This window comes from Amycolatopsis regifaucium (genome assembly GCF_001613935.1).
Classification (GTDB): Bacteria; Actinomycetota; Actinomycetes; order Mycobacteriales; family Pseudonocardiaceae; genus Amycolatopsis; species Amycolatopsis regifaucium.
Genome location: NZ_LQCI01000002.1, coordinates 371,788 through 389,935, shown reverse-complemented (window position 1 = coordinate 389,935; position 18,148 = coordinate 371,788). Strand labels below are relative to the sequence as shown.

The window sequence follows — 18,148 nt, the reverse complement described above, 5'->3', positions numbered from 1 at the left end:
GTGGTCTGTTCAGTCGCGCGTGTTGCCTTCGTTGGCGAGGCCTTGGGATCGGTTGAGTTGCTGAGCTTCGTAGAGCTGGTCTTCGAGGGTGACGATGCGGCAGGCGGCGTCGATGGCGGTGCCCTGGTCGACCATTTCCCGCACCCTGGCGGCCTGGCGCAGCTGGTGCCGCGAGTAACGACGGTGCCCGCCGGCGGACCGTTGGGGGGTGATCAGGCCGGCCTCGTCGAGGCTGCGCAGAAAACCCTGGGTCGTGCCGAGCATGTCGGCGGCCCGGCCCATGGTGTACGCGGGGTAGTGCTCGTCGTCGAACCTGTCGGCCCCGCTGGGCGTGGCCGGTCCTTCTTGGTCAGGGATCATTCCACCTCCATCACGAAGGGCCCCGGGTGCCAAGCGGCACCCGGGGCCCTCAGGGTTGGGTTTCACCATTGTCAACCGGCTTGCTCGCCGGCTTCCTGCACCCGCGTCCGGCGGAAAGCCGAACCTTGCGGGGATCGCTGATTCGTGACCGAGAACCACCTCCGAACTCGATGGAACTACGGCACCCGCGCGGCACTACCTGGCCGCCGCGGGCGATCCAATGATGACGCCGTTCCCTTCTTTCCTGTGTTTTCCACTTACTGGGTACTGCGACTTCACTTACCGGTACTGCAACTACTGGTACTGCGACTTCAACTGCTGGTACTGCAACTACTGGTACTGCTACTTCACTTACTGCTACTTCAGCTACTGCAAACGTCACTGCTGGAACCCTTTCACTGATCGGTCCCAGCACGCTGACGCCGCTGGTCACTGCCAGGAACCCCGTTCACTGATCGGCTCCGGGCACCTGACCGGTCCTGCCTACTGCTGATACTGCTCGACTTCGGTACTGCCAACACTTCGATACTGCTGCTCCAGGACCGGTACTACCTGGCAAAACCTCTTCACAACACGGTCCTGGAGTACTGCTCCCGGTCACCAGCCGGAACCTGTTCCTTGATCGGCTCCGTCCTGCCTGACCGCCTTGTCTCACCTCGCGGGTAGTTACGTTCTCTCCCGCGCCTGCTTGACGTTGTCTCTCTCGGTACGAAGAGAAGACTACACGCACCCGTCGTTGAATGTCTACTCCGGTCGGCATAGATTTTCTCCGGCGTGTCGGACGGAGTACGGGAAGAGGGGCTCACGGGCATGAGCGACGAGGTCATGCGGGATCCGCTCGACGAGCGCTACGGCCTGGTCGGGGTGCGTGACCTGGACGAGTACGCCGAGGCCCTGACCCGGCTGATGGAGCGGGGGCGCCGGGAACGGTTCGCGGCGTTGCTGTCGGAGGCCGAGGCTTACGCGGCGGCGGAACTGCTGGGCCGCTTCGCGCAAGTCGAACCCCATGGCGCGCTGAACCAGCTGGCCGCGTCGCTGGCGAGCCGCCTCTACAGCCGTCTCGGTGCCTGAGGAGCGGCGGCTCCGGGTCGTGAGTGGCGATTCGGGTGCTGGCCGGGGTCGTTCCAGGTGCCTATAGCGGGTGGGCCCGGTAGCGGCTGGTCTGTGAAGGACTCTTTGGGGACTTGTATTTGGTTGTCCGCTGGTGTGGGTTGCCGGTCGGCGTGTGCGATGGGGCGAAGGGACTCGGCGTTCCTGCAGGAGTCCTTCACACCTTTCCCAGTACATGATGGCCCCCTTCCTTGCGCCTAGCGCAAGGAAGGGGGCCATCATGTACTTCACGCGAGCAAGACCGCAGGTGACGAGTAGGTACTTAAGAGAGGGTTCTGACCCGAATCGTCACTCACGACACGGCGAGCGGTCCGAACACGAGCGTCCCCGGCGCTCCGGCGTCGTCGCCCGCCCAGAACTCCAGCCACAGCGCGGCGAACTCGGTCCGCGACAGCATGCCATCACCGTCGGAGTCCAGCAGCGGGAACGTGGTGTCGGTGTCGGTGGGGCGGCCGCTCCAGGCCTCGATCATCCGGCGGTACTCCGCCGCGGAGATCAGGCCGTCCTCGTTCTCGTCGATCGCTTCGAACATCGCGTCGGCCGTCGCGGTCACGGCCTCCGGCGTGTCCGGCAGCTTGTCCACCACCAGCAGCACTTCGTCGAGGGAGACCTTGTCGTCGCGGTCGAGGTCCGAGGCGGCCAGCAACGTCGACCACCAGCTCAGCATGATGCCGGTCAGCCGTCGCTCGTCACCCGGGCCACGCAGCCGCGCCCAGCGCTCGGCGAGAGCCTGAAAGTCTTGCTCCTGAAGGAAACCGTCACCGTCGCCGTCCATCGCGGCGAAGACCCCGGAGATCTTGCGTCGTTGCAAGTCGCTTGCCATGCGACCGAACGATAGGACCGGATGCCGTAGTGACACATCGGCCATTCAGGGGCCACGGCGACCCACTAACGGGGGACGGCGCCCTCAGTGAGGGCGCCGAGGAGCTTGCCCAGTGCGGACTGCGCCACCGCCGAGGTGTACGGGCCGACGGCGACCAGCGACGCGATCAGCGCGGAAGCCTCGCCCGGTGTCAGCGAGATCGGCGGCAGCGCGGACCGGGCGTCGATGCCGTATCCACCGCGAGGTCCGCGGTGGATGGTGATGGGAACGCCCGCCTCGCGCAGCCGGGTGATGTCGCGCTCCACGGTCCGCAGGCTCACCCCGGTCGCCGTCGCGAGGTCCGCGCCTGCCACCCGGCGCGGCGCCCGCACCCGCAGCAGTTCGATGATCGCGTGCTGCCGCTCGACCAGAGGTGCCGCCTGGTGCAACTGGGTCATTCCCGCGATTCCCCCGGAACCGACCAGCCGCCGCTGGGGCATTTCCACTCCCTCGAGTTCGAATAACCGACCCGGCTATGACGTCTATTGGATCTTAGGCTGATTTTTCCTTCTCCGATTGGACTTTCATGCCTTCACCGTTCGCGTTTTCCGGCGACTTCCGGCGGTTGTGGATCGGTCAGACGATCAGCGCTTTCGGGGACAAGGTTTCGCGGATCGCGTTGCCGACCGTCGCCTTGCTCGGCGCCGGTGGAACCGCGTGGGACGTCGGCCTGCTGGCCGCGCTGCGGTTCGTGCCGTTCGTGCTGCTCGGTTCGGTGGCGGGCGTGTGGGTCGATCGGGTCTCGCACCGGCGGACGATGATCCTCGCCGACATCGGCAGGCTGGTGGCGATGGGTTCCGTCCCGGTCGCGTACCTGTTCGACGCGGTCACGCTGGGCCATTTGTTCGTCGTGGCCGGAGTGGTGGGGGTGTTGACGGTGTTCTTCGAGGTCGCCGCCCAGTCCTTTCTGCCGACGCTCGCCGGACCGGACGGGATCGTCGCGGGCAACGAACGGCTGCAGACCTCCCGGGCGGTGGCCGAGGTGGGTGGCGCGGCCGCCGCGGGTGGGCTGATGCAGTTCCTCGGCGCTGCACTGGCGATCCTGGCCGACGCGCTGTCGTTCCTCGCCTCACTGGTCTCACTGCTGCTGATGCGCCACCGCGAACCAGCCGCGATCAAGCCGGACAAGCCGCGTTCGGCACTGAGGGAGGCCAAAGAGGGGCTGGCGATGTTGTGGTCCGACGCGCGGCTGCGCAATCTGATGTTCGCGAGCACGACAGTGAATCTGGGAGTGGCGACGGCGAACACACTCGTGCTGGTCTTCGCCTACGACCACGCGAAGCTGAGCCCGGGCGCGGTCGGTCTCGCGTTCGCGATCGGTACGGCCGGGCTCATCCTGGGGGCGGTGTCGGCCGGGGCGATCGCCCGCGGGCTCAGCCTCGGCCGGACGCTGGCGATGTCGATCTTCGTGACCGGCCTGGGTTTCCTGGTACTGCCCGTCGGCGGGCAAGGCCCCGCGATGATCACCTTGGTCGTGAGCCAGTTCCTCATCGGCTTCGCCGACTCGGTCTTCAACATCCTCGTGCTCAGTCTGGTCCAGCGGATCACCCCGCCGGAGATGATGGGGCGGGTGAACGGGACCGCGCTTTCGGTGGTGTTCGGCACCGGGACCCTAGGTGGAGTCGCCGGCGGCCTGGTCGGCACCGTGGTCGGCGTTCTGCCCGGACTGGTTCTCGCCTCGGCGGTCATCTGCTGCGGGGTGGCTTTCGTCCTGGTCAAACCCTTGCGGACGATGCGGGACGCGGCGAGCGAACCGGTGGCGAGTCCGGCGAACCCACCCCAACCGGACGCCCGGCGTGAGACCATGAGACCGACGGCTTGAACACCTGGACGGAGGGAAAAGGATGACCGCCGGAATCGAGCGCGCGGCGCATGCCTACTGTCCCGTCTGCAACCCCGATCCCGGCCGCGGCGTCCCGGTCACCGCGCTCTGCGGTGCCACCCACCCCTTCTGGGGCCGTCGCGAGCGGCCGGTGAACAATTGCCCCTCGTGTGAAGCCCTCGCCGCGAAGACGGTCTACCCGTGCGGTCACACGGGGAGCGAGCGATGAAGCAGGAAGTTAAGGATCGCCGTGCCCGGGGTACTAGATCGGTGTGGCCCTCCCGACGGGTCACGGAGAACATGGAGGTCCCCCCGTGTCCACCGAGCAAGCCGCGCGGACCGGTGGCCAGGTCGAGAGCCTGACGCTGGACGTCGGCACTGACGTGACGGAGTCCGCGCGAGTGCGCGCTTGGGCGCGGGCTGGACTCACCGGTCTCACGGAAGAGGCGCTGGCGGATACGATCCTCGTGCTGGACGAGCTGGTCTCCAACGCGTTGCGGCACGGTAAGGGGCCGCGGCGGGTGTGGCTGACGCGGTCGCCCGGCCGGGTGCGGATCGACGTCGACGACGCCGACAGGACGCCCGCCGCCCCCCGTCCACCGTCAGAGGACGGTGGCCGCGGTCTCACTCTCATCGATGCCTGCTCTTCGGCGTGGGGGCAGGAAGTCCGCGACAACGGCAAAACCGTGTGGGCCGAACTCACTTACTCCGAAGGTGTTTCGGAATCGGCCTGAGGGGTATCCGAGGGTAGCGGACGACAACGAACGGAGGCCTGATGAACGACAAAGCCGAGAACAAGGCGGAAGAGCTCAAGGGCAAGGCCAAGGAAGCCGTCGGGAACGCCACGGACAACGAGCAGTGGCAGGCCGAAGGCAAGGCCGAGCAGGGTAAGGCCAACGTGAAGCAGGCCGGAGAGAAGCTCAAGGATGCCGTGAAGGGCGTCGGGGACTGAGCGAGCAACCGAAAAAAGGGTCCGCCTCAGGGTGGACCCTTTTTCGTGTGACCGGCAGCTCGCCGCGATACGGTCCGGCTCAGGGAGACCCGTCCATCTCGACGGCGTGACCAGGACGGCGTCCGCGGCTGTCCGATGTGGTCTTCGAGGGCGTCGACCTGTCCAGCGCGGTGATCCGCGACCTGACGGCGCGCCGCGTCGAAATCCTTCGCTGCCGCGCCCCGGTGACGCTCATCCCTCGGGATAGAAGACGAAGAGCGTGCACCCCGTCACCGACGCGGGCACATGCCACGAACCGGCCGGAGCGTGCAGGAAGGTCCCGGCCGGGTAGTCACGCGCGCCGTCGTTGAACGTGCCTGAGACGACGTACACCTCCTCTGGCCCTGGTTCGTGGACATCGCGACGCGGCCACGAAGTACCGGGGTCCATTTCCAGCATGTTGGCGTGCGCCCCGTTCGCTCCCGTCCACAATGGACGAACGCGGATCCCGGGGAAGATCTCGCGAACGGGGGATTCCTTGACAGAGACGGAAGTGTAGCCCTCTTGGGCGAGGATCTCGGGGTGCATGCACACAGCATGCCGCGATCTTCGTGCGGTCGGACAGTGTCAGTGAAGACACCATGGGGTACTTTCCTGCCATGAAGTGGTTCCGGTGGCCGCCAGGAACAGAGAAGAAGCGGCCATGCATCGCGTGACGGCTCTCGTGCGGCCGGTCCAGTCGACGTTCGAACTCGGCATCGCCGCCGAGGTGTTCGGGACGGCGCGGGCCGGGGTGCCGCGGTACTACGAATTCGATGTCTGTGCGGAGAAACCCGGCCCGGTGCCGACCACCGCCGGGTACGCGATGTCGGTGACCCGCGGCCTTTCCGCGCTGGCGGCCGCGGACACCGTGCTCATCCCCGGCTGGGCGCCGGTGGACGCACCGTTGTCCGCCCCCGTGCGCCGGGCGCTCTTGCGCGCGCACGCCAGGGGAGCGCGGCTCGTCACGATCTGTTCCGGCGTGTTCGCGCTGGCGCGCACCGGGCTGCTGGACGGCCGCGCGGCGACCACGCACTGGGCGAACGCGGCCCGGCTGCGGGAGGAATTCCCTCAGGTGCGCGTGGAACCGGACGTGCTCTACGTCGACCACGGCGACGTCGCCACGAGCGCCGGGGCGGGTGCGGGGATCGACCTCTGCCTGCACCTGGTTCGGCGGGACCACGGAGCCGCACACGCCGCACTCGTCGCGCGGCACATGGTGATGCCGCCACACCGCGACGGTGGTCAGGCGCAGTACGTCCCGCCCCCGCCACCCGCGGACGAGCTGGACGGCCTTCTCGGCTGGGCGGGCGCGCGACTGGGGACGCCGCTCTCGGTGAGCGACCTGGCCGCGCACCTCAGCGTCTCGCCCCGCACTCTCGCCCGGCGGTTCGCCGATCGGCTCGGCACCACGCCGGGCGCTTGGCTCCTGTCGCGCCGGGTGACCGAGGCCCGCACCCTGCTGGAGGAGACCGATCTGCCGGTGGAAGTGATCGCGACCCGCGTCGGGCTCACGTCGGCGGTCAACCTTCGCCGCCGGTTCCGGGCGCAGGTCGGGACCACGCCGGGTGCCTATCGGCGGGCGTTCCGGGGCTCGTGACCTGGACGGGTGGCCTGTGGCGGGCCACCCCGCTCGTTTCGCCTTGAGCGGAACGGCGCACTCGGGCGCCGTGCGGATGTCACGATGACCGTATGGCGGACATCCTCCCTTTCCACCAGAAGCGTGCTTCGACCGAAACCCCCGAGCCGGAACCGCTGTGGCGTGACGTGCTGGGCCAGAGCCTGCGCGCGGCCAGAGAGGAGCAGGGCGGCCGCCTCGTCGACGTCGCGGAGCGCGCCGGGATCTCCCCGCAATACCTGTCCGAGATCGAGCGCGGCCGCAAAGAGCCTTCCAGCGAGATGATCGCCGCGGTCACCGGCGCGCTCGGGGTCGACCTGGCGGATCTGCTCGTCGGCATCGCGGGTACGGTGCGGCGCCGCCGCGGCACGGGTCTCGCGGTCGGCCGCCGTCCGGCGGGACCCGTGCTCATGGCCGCCTGAGCCCTCAGCTCCGCTGATCCAGGACGCGGTCCGCGAGCCCGTAGGCGACAGCGCCCGCCGCGTCGAACACGCGGTCGCGGTCGGTGTCGTGCCGGAGGTCCGCCACGGCGCGACCGGTGTGCGCGGAAAGGATCTCTTCGAGCTGCGTCCGCACGCGCACGACCTCGTCGGCCTGGAGGATGAGATCCGGGATCGTGCCGCGGCCCTGCGCCGCGGGCTGGTGCAGCACCACCCGGGTGTGCGGCAGCACGAACCGGTGCCCCGCCTCGCCCGCGGCCAGCAGGATCGCGCCCGCCGCGACGGCCTGGCCGACGCAGGTCGTCGCCACCGGCGCCTTGATGAAGCGCATGGTGTCGTACAGCGCGAGCATCGCCGACGGGTCGCCGCCCTCGGAGTTGATGTAGAGGTTGATCTCCTGCTCCGGGTTGTCCGCCTCCAGGTAGAGCAGCTGGGTGATCAACGCGTTCGCCACGCCGGAGTCGATCGCCGTGCCGAGATAGATGATCCGCTCCGACAGCAGATGCGAATAGACGTCCATGATCCGCTCGCCGGCGGGACTGCGCGAGATGACGTTGGGGATGGTGTAGGTGCTCATGCGCCGACACCCCTTTCCGAGCCGAGGCCGAGCCTGTGGGTGCGGACGGGAACGACCTGGTCGAGACTCTCGACGATGTGGTCGATGAAGCCGTATTCGCGTGCCTGTTCGGTGGTGAACCAGCGATCGTGCAAGGAATCGGCGAAGATCCGGTCGATGGGCTGCCCGGTGTCCTCCGCGATGAGGCCGAGCACGGTGTCGCGCGTGTAGCGCAGATCGTCCGCCTGTACCTCCACTTCGACGGCCGAACCGCCGATGCCGGCCGAGCCCTGGTGCATCAGGATTCGCGCGTGCGGCAGGGCGAACCGTTTGCCGGGGGTGCCCGCGGACAGCAGGAACTGCCCGGCACTGCACGCCAGTCCCAGCGCGAGGGTGGCGACGTCGCACGGCACGAGCCGCATCACGTCGCGGATGGCCAGCATCGAGGGGACCGATCCGCCGGGGGAGTGGATCCACAACGCGATGTCCTTGCGGGGATCTTCGGCCGCCAGCGACAGCAGCTGGGTGGTGAGCACCGTCCCGTTGTCGTCGTCGAGCGCGCCGTCGAGGACGAGCACACGCCGGCTGAAGAACCGTTCCCGGAGCCGGTGGTCGAAGAGTGGTTGTTTCTCGTGATCGCTCATGCCCCGACCATGCCGCCGGAGCCGTGCCGTCCGCCGGTTTCTCTGCTGTGAGCGGATCAGCCCACAGCAGGACGCTCCACTGTGGACCGCCGGGCCGGGACGAACCAGGCGACGCCCGCCACGGTGAGGGCGAAGACGAGAACGAGGACATCGATGGTGAGACCCGGTTGAACCGGAAGGCCGAGGTGCGTCCGATCCTCGCCGACGAAGGTCAGCAGACACAGCGAGAGCAGTGCCAGCAGCGCGGAGACGCTGAGCATGGTCTGCCCCGCCCGGACCCTGGCGAGCAGGCTCGCGCCACCCGCCACCGCGGCCACTCCGGCGAGGACCAAGCCGGCGTCTCCCACCGTGATCCACAGATGCGCGAACTCGAAGAAGTAGTACGCCTGATGCACCAGCATCGCGTTCGCGAACAGTGCGAAGCCGAGCACCATGCCCGCCACCCCTGCCAGGACCGTGAACACGGAGGGCGGGGTCAGCCCTGGCCGCTGGGGTGCCGGGGGCTCGACTCCGCTGGCGGCCTGGGCCAGCAGCGGAAGCACTTGATCCGGCAGCATGCGCGCCTGTGGTGATTTCGCCAGCAGCCCGCGGATGGCGTCCGCGAGCGCCCCGTACGTCCGGTGGAAGGACGGCTGCTCGTTGACCACGGCGTACAACGTGGCCGCGACATTCACCCGCTGGAACGGATTCCCGCCTTCGCTCGCGCTGAGGAGCGTCACGCCGAGCGACCAGAGGTCGGAATGGGGAGTGCCGTCATGGCCCGCGATCTTTTCGGGGGCGAGGAAGGCCGGTGTGCCTGCCGGATCGAGGGCCTTGGCGATTCCGAAGCCGGTCAGTTTCACCGCGCCGTCGGGGCACACCAGGATGTTCGCGGGCCGCACGTCGCCGTGCACGACACCCGCCGTATGCGCGGCGGCGAGCGCGGCGAGCGCCTTGCCGCCGATTTCCGCCACGAAACGCGGCTCCAGCGGGCCGGACGACGTCAAGTCCTCCAAGGTCCGCGCTTCCACGAAGGGCATCACGAGGAAGGCCGTCTTGTCCTCGACCACGACCTCGTGGACGGGTACCACCGCCGGGTGATCCACCCCGGCCATGGCCTCGCGCCGAAGCCGTTCCACGAGCGCCGCGCGGGCGTGCTCGTCGAGCGTGGGCAGGGTCAGTTCCTTGAGCGCGACTGCGCGGCCTCCGGATCCGTCCTCGCCACGCCACAGCACGGCCGTCCCGTCGCCGCCCAGCTTCTCGAGCAGGGTGTAGCGCTCGGCGATCGTGCGCGAAACAGCCGTCACAGTTGGTCTCCTCGAATCCCGAAGTGTCTTCGAGCGCACGCTAGTTCGCGAGCATGAAAAACCGATGAAATGGCTGATCATCCAAGATGACCGGTGCGAGCTGGATATATTCCCAGCCATGCTCACCTTGGCGGCGCTGGTCGAGGACCCGGATCTCGAACTGCGCGTGGTCGTGCCCGGTCGCGAAGGGGCGCTGACCGGGCAGGTGCTGTGGGTGCACAACACCGAGCTGCCCGATCCCGGGCCGTACGTGCGTGAGCGCGAGGTCGTACTCACCAACGGCCTGTGGCTGGACAGCGTCGATCCGGCGGACTTCGTCGCGCGGGTGGTCCGCGCGGGGGCGGCGGGGATCATCTTCGGGCTGCGCGTCGAGCAGCGCGACACGCCTGCGGCGCTCGCCGACGCGTGCCGTGCCGCCGGGCTGCCGCTGCTGGAGATCTCGGTGGCGGTGCCGTTCACGGCGGTCACCCGCGCCGCGGCGGCGATCCAGGCCAAGGGCAGGCAGAACGCGCTGATGTCGCTGGTGCGCCGAGGCGACGAGCTGACCTCGGCGTTGTCGAGAGGCGACGGGGCTTCCGGGGTGCTGGCGGTCCTTCGCCGGGAACACCAGCTGCCGCTGGCGGTCGTGGACCGCATGGGCCGCGAGCTCGCCTCAGCCGGTGCCGATCTGGACGCCGGACAGCGGCGAGCCGCGGCGGAGGCCTTGGCCGGGCATCCGCCGCCGCTGGAGGCGGAGCTGGGCGCGGGAACGCGGGCGGCGCTGTTCCCGGTCGGCGCGCTCGGCGACGCCGACGCCGCGCTGCTCTGCCTGCGTCCCGTGGCCGAGCTGACGCGGGCGGAGCGGGACGCGCTGGAGCAGACCGCCCGCTACCTCAGCCTGGAGGTGGCCCGGCACCAGGCGGTGCAGGCCATCGAGATGCGGTTCGCCGTCGAGTTGCTGGACATGGTGCTTTCCGGCGCGCAGCGGGTCGCGGAGGTACCCGGCAGGCTGCGGGCGTTCGGCGTCGACCCGGACGGCCCCCTGGCGGTGTTCGCGCTGGCCTTCGCGGGCGACGACGACGCCGCGACCCGGCCGGGGATGGCGGAGGCCGTGACGGATTTCCTGCTGGCGGACGGGCTGCCCGCGGTCGTGGCGGCGGGCAGCCGGGACGTCGTGGCGGTGCTGTCCTGGCGGCCGGGCGCCCGGTCACCCGCGACGTTCGCGCCCCGGCTGGCAGCGGCGGTGTCCCACCGGCTCGGTGGCGGGCGCGTGGTCGTCGGGCTGGCCGATCCCGTCTCCGGCGCGGCCGACCTGCGCACGCCGTTGTCGCGCAGCCGCGAAGCCTGCCGCGTGCTCCGCGGCAGGCGCGGCGGCCCGGTGGCGGCGAGTTTCGCCGAACTGGGCAGCTACCGGCTGCTGCTGGAATCGCACGACGAGCAATGGCGGCGGGCCTTCGCCGACGCCCTGCTCGGTCCGCTGCGCGAGCACGACCGCGCCCGCGACGGCGCACTCGAGACGACTCTGCGGGCGTTCCTCGACCACGACGGCCAGTGGGCGGCCACCGCCGCCGCCCTGTACGTGCACGTCAACACCTTGCGCAACCGGCTGGCGAAGGTCACCGAGCTGACCGGCCGGGACGTCGGGCGGACCGCCGACCGGGTCGACCTGTTCCTGGCACTGGAGGCGACTCAGCCTGGATAGACCGCCGGGTCGGCTTCCAGCCGCCGCAAGGGTTCGGCGGGCAGTGCCGGATCGGCCAGCGCCGCGGCCGCCACGTCCCGGCACCGGGCGAACCGGACGTCACCGAGGCCGAGTCCGAATTCGATGAGCGCCCGTACCGCGGCCAGCCGTCCCGGCCTGCCCGACAGGAACGGGTGGAGGCACAGGTTGAACAGGCACCGATGACGGCGCATTGCGTCCAGTTCCGCGCGCCACATCTCCAGCACCCGCACCGGCGACGCGATGATCGAACCGATCTGGGGCGCGGGAAGGAACGCGTACTGCTCCCAATCGTCGAGCGACCAGTGCACCGGCAGCTCGGCGATCCGGCCCGCCCCGGTCTCGATCAGATAGGGGCGGTCGTCGGTCATCAACGACGAGTCGTAGCTCAGGCCGTATTCGGCCACCAGACCCGGAGTGTCCCACGTGGACTCCCAGCCCGCCGCGCGATGCCCGCTGATCTCGATGCCCTGGCTCGCGAAGACCGTCATACCGCGCTCGAAATCGGCCCGCTGTTCGGCCGCGGTCATCGCGGTCGGCGGCCGGTGACTGTAGGAGTGGTGGGCCACCTCGTGCCCGCGCTCCACGATCGCCGCGGCGAGGCCGGGCCGCTGTTCGGCGACCCAGCCCGGCACGAAGAACGTCGCGGGTACGGCGAGTTCGTCCAGCAGGTCGAGGATGCGCGGCACCCCGACCCGTGGCCCGTATGCCTGATGGGACATGGTCGACAGGTGATCGGCGTAGCCCCGCCCTCGCGCGAGGATCGGGGACTCCGCGTCCACGTCGAAGGTCAGGGTCGCCACCGCGGCCGCGCCGCCGTGCCAGTTCGGTTCCGTCACGCCTGCCGACTCTCCCGCCACCGGCGCGCGTTCGCCACCGTGACCGTCGGGGTGACCATCGCGCGGTCGAATTCGGCGAGCGGTTCCGCCGCGGCGACACGGGCGGGCAGATCCGGGTTGGCCAGCGCGCCGTGCCCGAGGGAGAGCAGGTCGGCGTGCCCGCCGGTGAGGACCTCGTGTGCCTGGGTGAGGTCGTGCATCCCGCCGTTGGCGATCACCGGCAGGCCGGTGATCTGACGGGCGAGGGCGGTGACGGTGCCACCGTCGGCCAGCCTCGCGGTCTCCAGCCAGTTCCGCCCCTCGCTGGCGATGTGCAGGTAATCCGCGCCCGCCTCGGCGACCGCGGCGAAGATCACCTCGGCGTCGTCGCGGCCGCCGGGCCAGCGGTAGGTGAAGTCGTTGACCTTCGTCTGTGACAGCCGAACCCCGGTCAGCAGGTCCGGGACGGCTTCCGCGACGGCGGACACGACCCGGGCGGTCAGCCGGATCCGGTTGGCGACCGGTCCGCCGTAGGAGTCGGTGCGCTGGTTGGTGTAGTCGGTGAGGAACTGGTCGAGCAGGTAACCATTGGCCGCGTGCACCTCGACTCCGTCGAATCCGGCCTGGCGGGCGCGCTCGGCCGCGGCGGCGAAGCCCGCGACGACGTCGTCGATCTCGGCGGTGGTCAGCTCCCGGGGCACCGGCCACGGCCCGGAACCGCCGTACGCGCGCATCATCTCCCCACGCGGCTTGACGGGCGAAGGACCGACGGTGTGCTCTTGGTGTGGATTGCCCTGCGAGATCGCCCCCGCGTGCATGAGCTGGGCGATCATCCGCCCGCCTGCCGCGCGCACTCCGGCGGTGACCACACGCCAGCCCGCGACGTGCTCGTCACGCGCGAGCCCCGGCTGGTTGAGGTACCCCTGGCTGGCCGCCGTGTCGGGGTAGGTGCCCTCGCTGAACACCAGGCCGAAGCCGCCACGGGCGAATTCGGCGTAGTAGTCGGCCATTTCGCCGGTCGGCGTGCCGTCGGGCCGGGCCGAGACGCGGGACATGGGCGCGACGGCGTAGCGGTTGCGCAGGGTGAGACCGCCGAGTGTGATCGGGGCCAGCGCGGGGTGGGCGTGGCCGACGGTGGTGGTCATGCCGGGTTTCCTCCATTGTGGACGGTTTCGATGGCGAGTGGGGAGAGGTCGGCGTCGCTGATCCGGACGAGGTCCTGCGGGCAGGCGGAGACCACGACGACGCAGTCCACTTCGGCCCGCAGCGTCACCGCGTCGCCCGGCCGCGACGACGCGGTGAGCCGGCTCAGCCGCCCGTCCTCGGCGACCGGGACCCGCATGAAGACGTTGATCGGCTGGGGAGTCGGGCCCGCGAAGCTCAGGCCGAGCTCGTCCAGCGCCTCACGCAGGTTCACCGCGCAGGATCGGTGACCAGGAGCCCCCAGCGCGGCGTACCTTGCCGGATCGCAGGCCGGGATCAGCATGTCGTGCTCGCCGGGCGAAGTGTCCTCGACCAGGGTCAGGATGGGGCGGCGCCGATCGGTCGCGAAGGCCTCGCCGACGGCGGGGAACAGCCTGTCGATCGCGGCGCGGGTGTGCGCGGCGCTGTGATGCTCGGTCAGTTCGGCCCCGGTGCCGGCTTCGGTGAATGCGAACACGTCGCCGACCTGGCCTCCTTCGACGTCGATCACCCGGACGAGGTCTCCGGCGGCGACCCGGACGGCCTTGGCTGTCGCCGGGGGGACTTGCGTTCTGCTCATGCCTCCAGCAAACCGGTGAAGGCGGACGGTTCGCCATGGAGGAGTCTCCACCGATTGCCAAAGTAAATGTGAATATCTCCAGACAGCTCAAGGTTGGCAAACTAGTTTCGACTTTGACCATTTTCACGGCACCGGGTTAATGTGCGGTGATGGAAGACGTGGACGCGGCCGGGCTGGACTTCTGGTCGTTCGTGGCGCTGGCCAACCGGCGGCTCGCGCAGGAGTACGGCTTCCGTCACCAGTTGGCGACCGAGGTGCTGCTGACCCTCAACCGGGCCTCCGACCTGGTGACCTACGACCTCGAAGCCGCGGTGCACCGGCCACGCGGCCGGTCGTGGTCGGCGTTCCGGCTGCTGTTCGTCGTCTGGCTCGCCGGGCCGCTCGAACCGACGAGCGCGGCCCGGTTGACCGGGATGAGCCGGGCGGCGGTGTCGAATCTGGTCAAGACGCTGGTCGGGGAGGGGATGCTCCACCGGGTCCCGGACGAGCGCGACGGCCGTTCGGTGCAGCTGTCGCTGACAGAGGTGGGTCACGAGGAGATGGTCTCGGTCTTCCGCGAGCACAACGAGCGCGAGTTCGGCTGGACGAACGCGTTGACCGAGACCGAACAGCGCATCCTCGTGATGCTGCTGGGCAAGCTGATCACAAGCCGCGCCGAGTTCGGTACCCGCAGCCGCAACTAGGCCTTCCCGTCGCGAGGAAGACCGGACTACGCTGCCCGAGGGTAGTCAAAGTGTGAACTAAATCGGCGAGGAGGAGACCATGGTGGACGGCGGACGGATTCCCGCGCTCTTCGCCGGGTTGTGTGACGACGCCGCGGTGTTCCCGCCGGGGCTGGCTCCGCTGCCGGACGCCGTCGCCGCGCATGACGACCACGTCTCCGCCTGGTACGCCGACCTCGTCGGCCCGCTCGTCGTCGCCGCCACCGCGCTCGGTGAACTCGCCGAAGTGCTGGGGGAACGGGCGGCCCCGCTGCCGGTCTCGGTGACCCTGTCCGGCGGGCCCACGCGGCTCGACGGCGTGCTCAAGACCGTCGCCACGCTGCCGGTCGAACTCGACGCCCTGGAGATCGCCGTCCCGGACGGGATGGGGCCGGACGAGGTACTCGCCGCGATCGGCGGCGCCACCGCCCCGGTGTTCGTCGAGATCCCGCGTGACGACCGGCGGATCCCGTTGCTGAGGTCCCTTTCCCGCACCGGCCACCGCGCGAAGTTCCGCACCGGCGGCGTCCGCGCCGAGCTGTACCCCGACGAGACCGAACTCGCCGCCGCGGTCCGGACGGCGGTCGAGGCCGGCGTCCCCTTCAAGGCCACCGCCGGGCTGCACCACGCGCTCCGCAACACCGATCCGGAGACCGGCTTCGAGCAGCACGGGTTCCTGAACCTGCTGCTCGCCACCGACGCCGTCCTCCGCGCCGACGGCGATCCCGAAGCCCTGCTCGCCGAACGGGACGGCGCAGTCGTCGCTTCGCGGCTGCGGGAATGGGACGCGGACCGGGCCGCCGCCGTCCGCGCGGGCTTCACGTCGTTCGGCACCTGCAGTATCACCGACCCCCTGACCGAGCTGACCGGCCTCGGCCTGCTCGAGACGCCCCGAGGAGAGGCATGACCACGATCGACATCCCCGCCGGCTCCCTGTTCGGCATCGGCAACCTGCCCTACGGCGTGTTCTCCGTCGACGGTGATTCCCCGCGCGTCGGCGTCCGCGTCGGAGACTCGGTCCTCGACCTGGCGGCGGCACTCGGTGACGACGTCTTCGCCGCGCCGTCGCTGAACCCGTTCATGGCACAGGGATACGACCGCTGGGTGGCGGTCCGGGAACGAATTCGCGCACTGGTCTCGGGTGAAGTCCCCGACGGCGCGGTGTATCCGGTCGGACAGGTGAGGATGCACCTGCCGTTCGAAGTGGCGGATTACGTCGACTTCTATGCCTCCGAACATCACGCGTCGAACGTCGGCAGGCTCTTCCGCCCCGACGCGGAACCGTTGCTGCCCAACTGGAAACACCTCCCGGTGGGCTACCACGGGCGGTCCGGCACGGTCCTGGTCTCCGGCACGGACATCGTGCGCCCGAGCGGCCAGCGCAAGGCCCCGGCCGACGCCACGCCGGTGTTCGGGCCGAGCACGCGGCTCGACATCGAAGCGGAAATGGGTTTCGTCGTCGGCACCGGAACCCCGCTGAACACCCCGATCACCCCGGATGCCTTCCCCCGGCACGTTTTCGGCGCGGTCCTCCTCAACGACTGGTCTGCCCGCGACATCCAGGCGTGGGAATACGTTCCGCTGGGCCCGCACCTGGGCAAGAGCTTCGCGACGTCGATTTCCCCTTGGGTGGTCCCGATCCTGGCCCTGGAGGCCGCACGGATCCCGCTGCCCGGCCAGACCGATCCGGAACCGCTGCCCTACCTGCGGGAAAGCGCCCCGTGGGGCCTCGACATCGACCTGGTCATCGAATGGAACGGCGAGGAGGTCGCCCGCCCGCCGTTCCGCGAGATGTACTGGTCGCCCGCCCAGATGCTGGCGCACATGACGATCAACGGCGCCTCGGCGCGCACGGGAGACCTGTACGGCTCCGGAACGATCTCCGGCCCGGAAAAGCACCAGCGCGGCGCGTTCCTCGAATTGTCGTGGGGCGGCAAGGAACCGCTCACGGTCAAGGGGGAGGAGCGCACCTTCCTGCTGGACGGCGACGAGGTCGTGATCACCGGATCCGCGCCGGGCGCTGATGGCGCGAGGATCGGGTTCGGTGAGGTGCGGGGGCGGGTTCTGCCGTCGAAGTGAGCGTGGCCGGTATGAGTACGCCGTCCTGTTGCGGCCTCGCAGTCGCAACAGGAAACGACTGCCGCGCAACGCCTCAGGACGAGATCCTGGAGGGGTCGGACCTCCCGGCACTCGTTTCAGGAAGGCGGACGCACCGTGAAACTCGTAGTCAGCGTGCTCGGCTTGGCCAAGTTCTTGTTCTGGCTCGTCGCGATCGTCGTCGTTTGCGGATTCGTCGCCGGCTCCGGCAGCGTCGGCGACGCCCACCCGGCGTCGCCTCACCGGCGTGCCGCCGTGCACCTGACCTCCGATTCCTCTTTCCCTCGGTAGCCGTGCGTCAGGAAGACAAAGGTGCGAGACGCATGCGGGATTGGATCTTGCCCTTGTACTTGACGGTCAGATCCTGCCCGGATATCTCGTATCGGTAGTCGCCGTTGACCGCCACGAAACCTGTCGCGTTCTGTTCGGCGGGCAAGGAGATGTGGTTGTCCGGAGTGGTCGGCTTTCCGTTGAGTTGCCCGTCGTAGTGGTAGGACCCCGCCGAGTCGCGACAGATCGTCACCGTGTGCCTGCCGGTGTCGTACCTGGCCACTAGTTCGGCGCCTTCGCCGTTGCCTGGTAGCCACCGGAAGGCTTCGACGGGGCACGGCTTCGCGGTCCGCCCTGCGCCGCTCGTGCTCACGGAACCGAGTAGATCGCCGATGCGGCCGAGATTGGCGAACAAGACGAGGGCGGCGACGCCTGTCAGGACGGCACGTACCGCTTTCCGCACCGTGGTGCGTGACACCGGTACTCGGGGCGGACGGGGAACAACGCGGGGGATCGGCGGAGCGAGGCGCGCGGGCGATGAGGGTGGTTTGGGAGCGGCGGTAGGTCTGGTCGGCGGCACCGGGGCCAGTGAAATGGTGGGCCGGGGAAGGTCTTTGTACCGGGACTCGACGAAGTCGACCGTCTCGTCACGCGCGACTTCGAGCGGTCGGTGTTCCGACAACGCCAGCACGGCCGTCGCGCTACCGGGCTCACGTCCACATACGCGGCAAGTCGACTGTTGCGCGTAGTTGTTGGTGTGGCACGAATCGCATGACCAGTCAGCGTTGTTCTTCATCGCTCACCGCCCGTCCGTCACTGTGGACTCGCAGTACTTCTCCGTTGTCGCCGTCTTGAAAGATGATCCAGTCATGGCTGTCGGGTGCTCGGCGAACCATCAGCGGTTCGAGCAGCGCGCCCGGCGGTTCGTCCGTCCTCGGAGACTCTTCCGGCCTTCCGCGATCGTGGGCTCCCACTCGGGCTGCCACTTCGTCTACCAAGTGCTGAAGCTCGGCCCGGCATTGTGCCGGAAACCAGAGTGGCAGTTCTACCGAGGCGATCCGGCCCAAACGCACGGTCAGGGTGAGCTGAAGCGGTTCTGCACCGGGAAGGCCAGGCTCGACTGCGATCCGCGC

23 protein-coding genes are annotated in these 18,148 nt (G+C 69.3%); 12 read left to right on the top strand and 11 right to left on the bottom strand.

From position 1 onward, the window contains the following. Positions 1–9: 9 nt before the first annotated feature. The gene (locus tag AVL48_RS02940) at positions 10–360 is read right to left on the bottom strand and encodes a helix-turn-helix domain-containing protein (protein WP_061983717.1); all 351 of its coding nucleotides are present in this window, start codon (positions 358–360) and stop codon (positions 10–12) included. Between the two features lie 810 nt (positions 361–1,170). Between AVL48_RS02940 and AVL48_RS02935 the strand changes: the two genes are divergently transcribed. Then, positions 1,171–1,431 (top strand): hypothetical protein, encoded by a 261-nt coding sequence (locus tag AVL48_RS02935; protein ID WP_061983718.1) that lies wholly within the window; start codon positions 1,171–1,173, stop codon positions 1,429–1,431. Positions 1,432–1,762: 331 nt separating this feature from the next. Here the strand turns inward: AVL48_RS02935 and AVL48_RS02930 are convergent, their stop codons facing one another. Both AVL48_RS02930 and AVL48_RS02925 read right to left on the bottom strand, forming a co-directional pair. Then, positions 1,763–2,293 carry an EF-hand domain-containing protein gene (locus AVL48_RS02930; RefSeq protein ID WP_177242295.1) on the bottom strand — a complete coding sequence of 177 codons (531 nt, stop codon included), beginning with the start codon at positions 2,291–2,293 and terminating at the stop codon, positions 1,763–1,765. 65 nt (positions 2,294–2,358) lie between these two features. Next, entirely contained in the window at positions 2,359–2,772 is a 414-nt protein-coding gene (locus AVL48_RS02925) for a helix-turn-helix transcriptional regulator (RefSeq protein ID WP_061983765.1), read from the bottom strand. A gap of 86 nt (positions 2,773–2,858) precedes the next feature. Here AVL48_RS02925 and AVL48_RS02920 point away from each other — a divergent pair, with 86 nt between their 5' ends. The 4 genes from AVL48_RS02920 (at position 2,859) to AVL48_RS02910 (ending at position 5,106) form a co-directional block, all read left to right on the top strand. Then, a complete protein-coding gene (locus tag AVL48_RS02920) occupies positions 2,859–4,154 on the top strand; it encodes an MFS transporter (RefSeq protein WP_061983766.1) in 1,296 nt (431 codons plus the stop codon). Positions 4,155–4,176: 22 nt separating this feature from the next. Beyond that, on the top strand, positions 4,177–4,383 hold the full coding sequence (locus AVL48_RS38055) for a hypothetical protein (protein ID WP_074038050.1): 207 nt from the start codon (positions 4,177–4,179) through the stop codon (positions 4,381–4,383). A gap of 85 nt (positions 4,384–4,468) precedes the next feature. Beyond that, positions 4,469–4,888: an ATP-binding protein gene (locus tag AVL48_RS02915; RefSeq protein WP_061983767.1), complete on the top strand. Its 420-nt coding sequence runs from the start codon at positions 4,469–4,471 to the stop codon at positions 4,886–4,888. A gap of 41 nt (positions 4,889–4,929) precedes the next feature. Next, positions 4,930–5,106 (top strand): CsbD family protein, encoded by a 177-nt coding sequence (locus tag AVL48_RS02910; RefSeq protein WP_061983768.1) that lies wholly within the window; start codon positions 4,930–4,932, stop codon positions 5,104–5,106. Positions 5,107–5,337: 231 nt separating this feature from the next. Here the strand turns inward: AVL48_RS02910 and AVL48_RS02905 are convergent, their stop codons facing one another. Further along, positions 5,338–5,673, bottom strand: coding sequence for a cupin domain-containing protein (locus AVL48_RS02905; RefSeq protein WP_061983769.1), 336 nt, complete (start codon positions 5,671–5,673; stop codon positions 5,338–5,340). A 115-nt stretch (positions 5,674–5,788) separates the two neighbouring features. On the opposite strand from AVL48_RS02905, the gene AVL48_RS02900 reads away from it, so the two are divergent. After that, the gene (locus tag AVL48_RS02900; RefSeq protein WP_061983770.1) at positions 5,789–6,724 is read left to right on the top strand and encodes a GlxA family transcriptional regulator; all 936 of its coding nucleotides are present in this window, start codon (positions 5,789–5,791) and stop codon (positions 6,722–6,724) included. Positions 6,725–6,816: 92 nt separating this feature from the next. Next, positions 6,817–7,164 carry a helix-turn-helix domain-containing protein gene (locus AVL48_RS02895; protein WP_061983771.1) on the top strand — a complete coding sequence of 116 codons (348 nt, stop codon included), beginning with the start codon at positions 6,817–6,819 and terminating at the stop codon, positions 7,162–7,164. A 4-nt stretch (positions 7,165–7,168) separates the two neighbouring features. Here the strand turns inward: AVL48_RS02895 and AVL48_RS02890 are convergent, their stop codons facing one another. Genes AVL48_RS02890 through AVL48_RS02880 form a run of 3 tightly spaced genes read right to left on the bottom strand, consistent with a single transcriptional unit; the run spans position 7,169 to position 9,668 of the window. Beyond that, positions 7,169–7,759 carry a ClpP family protease gene (locus tag AVL48_RS02890; protein WP_061983772.1) on the bottom strand — a complete coding sequence of 197 codons (591 nt, stop codon included), beginning with the start codon at positions 7,757–7,759 and terminating at the stop codon, positions 7,169–7,171. Next, complete coding sequence (locus AVL48_RS02885; RefSeq protein WP_061983773.1) at positions 7,756–8,382, bottom strand: ClpP family protease; 627 nt, start codon at positions 8,380–8,382, stop codon at positions 7,756–7,758. The genes AVL48_RS02890 and AVL48_RS02885 overlap by 4 nt, the downstream gene beginning before the upstream one ends. Positions 8,383–8,438: 56 nt before the next feature. Further along, a complete protein-coding gene (locus AVL48_RS02880) occupies positions 8,439–9,668 on the bottom strand; it encodes a serine/threonine-protein kinase (protein WP_061983774.1) in 1,230 nt (409 codons plus the stop codon). Positions 9,669–9,786: 118 nt separating this feature from the next. Between AVL48_RS02880 and AVL48_RS02875 the strand changes: the two genes are divergently transcribed. Next, a complete protein-coding gene (locus AVL48_RS02875; RefSeq protein WP_061983775.1) occupies positions 9,787–11,349 on the top strand; it encodes a PucR family transcriptional regulator in 1,563 nt (520 codons plus the stop codon). Here AVL48_RS02875 and AVL48_RS02870 read toward each other — a convergent pair. From AVL48_RS02870 to AVL48_RS02860, 3 genes are read right to left on the bottom strand one after another with little or no spacing between them, the layout of a single operon-like run. After that, positions 11,337–12,206 carry a polysaccharide deacetylase family protein gene (locus AVL48_RS02870; protein WP_061983776.1) on the bottom strand — a complete coding sequence of 290 codons (870 nt, stop codon included), beginning with the start codon at positions 12,204–12,206 and terminating at the stop codon, positions 11,337–11,339. The two genes, AVL48_RS02875 and AVL48_RS02870, sit on opposite strands and share 13 nt — an antisense overlap. After that, entirely contained in the window at positions 12,203–13,330 is a 1,128-nt protein-coding gene (locus tag AVL48_RS02865) for an oxidoreductase (RefSeq protein WP_061983777.1), read from the bottom strand. The genes AVL48_RS02870 and AVL48_RS02865 overlap by 4 nt, the downstream gene beginning before the upstream one ends. Continuing rightward, complete coding sequence (locus AVL48_RS02860; protein ID WP_061983778.1) at positions 13,327–13,947, bottom strand: DUF1989 domain-containing protein; 621 nt, start codon at positions 13,945–13,947, stop codon at positions 13,327–13,329. The genes AVL48_RS02865 and AVL48_RS02860 overlap by 4 nt, the downstream gene beginning before the upstream one ends. 149 nt (positions 13,948–14,096) lie before the next feature. On the opposite strand from AVL48_RS02860, the gene AVL48_RS02855 reads away from it, so the two are divergent. From AVL48_RS02855 to AVL48_RS38870, 4 genes are all read left to right on the top strand, one after another. Then, positions 14,097–14,630, top strand: a complete 534-nt coding sequence (locus AVL48_RS02855; protein ID WP_061983779.1) for a MarR family winged helix-turn-helix transcriptional regulator — start codon at positions 14,097–14,099, stop codon at positions 14,628–14,630. A 79-nt stretch (positions 14,631–14,709) separates the two neighbouring features. Next, entirely contained in the window at positions 14,710–15,555 is an 846-nt protein-coding gene (locus tag AVL48_RS02850) for a hypothetical protein (protein WP_061983780.1), read from the top strand. Beyond that, positions 15,552–16,727, top strand: coding sequence for a fumarylacetoacetase (gene fahA / locus AVL48_RS02845; RefSeq protein WP_061983781.1), 1,176 nt, complete (start codon positions 15,552–15,554; stop codon positions 16,725–16,727). The genes AVL48_RS02850 and fahA overlap by 4 nt, the downstream gene beginning before the upstream one ends. A 135-nt stretch (positions 16,728–16,862) precedes the next feature. Then, a complete protein-coding gene (locus AVL48_RS38870) occupies positions 16,863–17,036 on the top strand; it encodes a hypothetical protein (protein WP_156515755.1) in 174 nt (57 codons plus the stop codon). A gap of 7 nt (positions 17,037–17,043) precedes the next feature. Here the strand turns inward: AVL48_RS38870 and AVL48_RS02840 are convergent, their stop codons facing one another. Continuing rightward, positions 17,044–17,493 (bottom strand): hypothetical protein, encoded by a 450-nt coding sequence (locus AVL48_RS02840; RefSeq protein WP_061983782.1) that lies wholly within the window; start codon positions 17,491–17,493, stop codon positions 17,044–17,046. Between the last annotated feature and the right edge of the window lie 655 nt (positions 17,494–18,148).

What these genes read in the sequence shown, in the direction of transcription:
- AVL48_RS02865 (WP_061983777.1), bottom strand. Translation starts at nt 13,330, where the DNA reads ATGACCACCACCGTCGGCCACGCCCACCCCGCGCTGGCCCCGATCACA.
- AVL48_RS02850 (WP_061983780.1), top strand. Translation starts at nt 14,710, where the DNA reads ATGGTGGACGGCGGACGGATTCCCGCGCTCTTCGCCGGGTTGTGTGAC.
- AVL48_RS02905 (WP_061983769.1), bottom strand. Translation starts at nt 5,673, where the DNA reads ATGCACCCCGAGATCCTCGCCCAAGAGGGCTACACTTCCGTCTCTGTC.
- fahA (WP_061983781.1), top strand. Translation starts at nt 15,552, where the DNA reads ATGACCACGATCGACATCCCCGCCGGCTCCCTGTTCGGCATCGGCAAC.
- AVL48_RS02935 (WP_061983718.1), top strand. Translation starts at nt 1,171, where the DNA reads ATGAGCGACGAGGTCATGCGGGATCCGCTCGACGAGCGCTACGGCCTG.
- AVL48_RS38055 (WP_074038050.1), top strand. Translation starts at nt 4,177, where the DNA reads ATGACCGCCGGAATCGAGCGCGCGGCGCATGCCTACTGTCCCGTCTGC.
- AVL48_RS02890 (WP_061983772.1), bottom strand. Translation starts at nt 7,759, where the DNA reads ATGAGCACCTACACCATCCCCAACGTCATCTCGCGCAGTCCCGCCGGC.
- AVL48_RS02910 (WP_061983768.1), top strand. Translation starts at nt 4,930, where the DNA reads ATGAACGACAAAGCCGAGAACAAGGCGGAAGAGCTCAAGGGCAAGGCC.
- AVL48_RS02860 (WP_061983778.1), bottom strand. Translation starts at nt 13,947, where the DNA reads ATGAGCAGAACGCAAGTCCCCCCGGCGACAGCCAAGGCCGTCCGGGTC.
- AVL48_RS02895 (WP_061983771.1), top strand. Translation starts at nt 6,817, where the DNA reads ATGGCGGACATCCTCCCTTTCCACCAGAAGCGTGCTTCGACCGAAACC.
- AVL48_RS02925 (WP_061983765.1), bottom strand. Translation starts at nt 2,772, where the DNA reads ATGCCCCAGCGGCGGCTGGTCGGTTCCGGGGGAATCGCGGGAATGACC.
- AVL48_RS02930 (WP_177242295.1), bottom strand. Translation starts at nt 2,293, where the DNA reads ATGGCAAGCGACTTGCAACGACGCAAGATCTCCGGGGTCTTCGCCGCG.
- AVL48_RS02920 (WP_061983766.1), top strand. Translation starts at nt 2,859, where the DNA reads ATGCCTTCACCGTTCGCGTTTTCCGGCGACTTCCGGCGGTTGTGGATC.
- AVL48_RS02940 (WP_061983717.1), bottom strand. Translation starts at nt 360, where the DNA reads ATGATCCCTGACCAAGAAGGACCGGCCACGCCCAGCGGGGCCGACAGG.
- AVL48_RS02875 (WP_061983775.1), top strand. Translation starts at nt 9,787, where the DNA reads ATGCTCACCTTGGCGGCGCTGGTCGAGGACCCGGATCTCGAACTGCGC.
- AVL48_RS02900 (WP_061983770.1), top strand. Translation starts at nt 5,789, where the DNA reads ATGCATCGCGTGACGGCTCTCGTGCGGCCGGTCCAGTCGACGTTCGAA.
- AVL48_RS02885 (WP_061983773.1), bottom strand. Translation starts at nt 8,382, where the DNA reads ATGAGCGATCACGAGAAACAACCACTCTTCGACCACCGGCTCCGGGAA.
- AVL48_RS02855 (WP_061983779.1), top strand. Translation starts at nt 14,097, where the DNA reads ATGGAAGACGTGGACGCGGCCGGGCTGGACTTCTGGTCGTTCGTGGCG.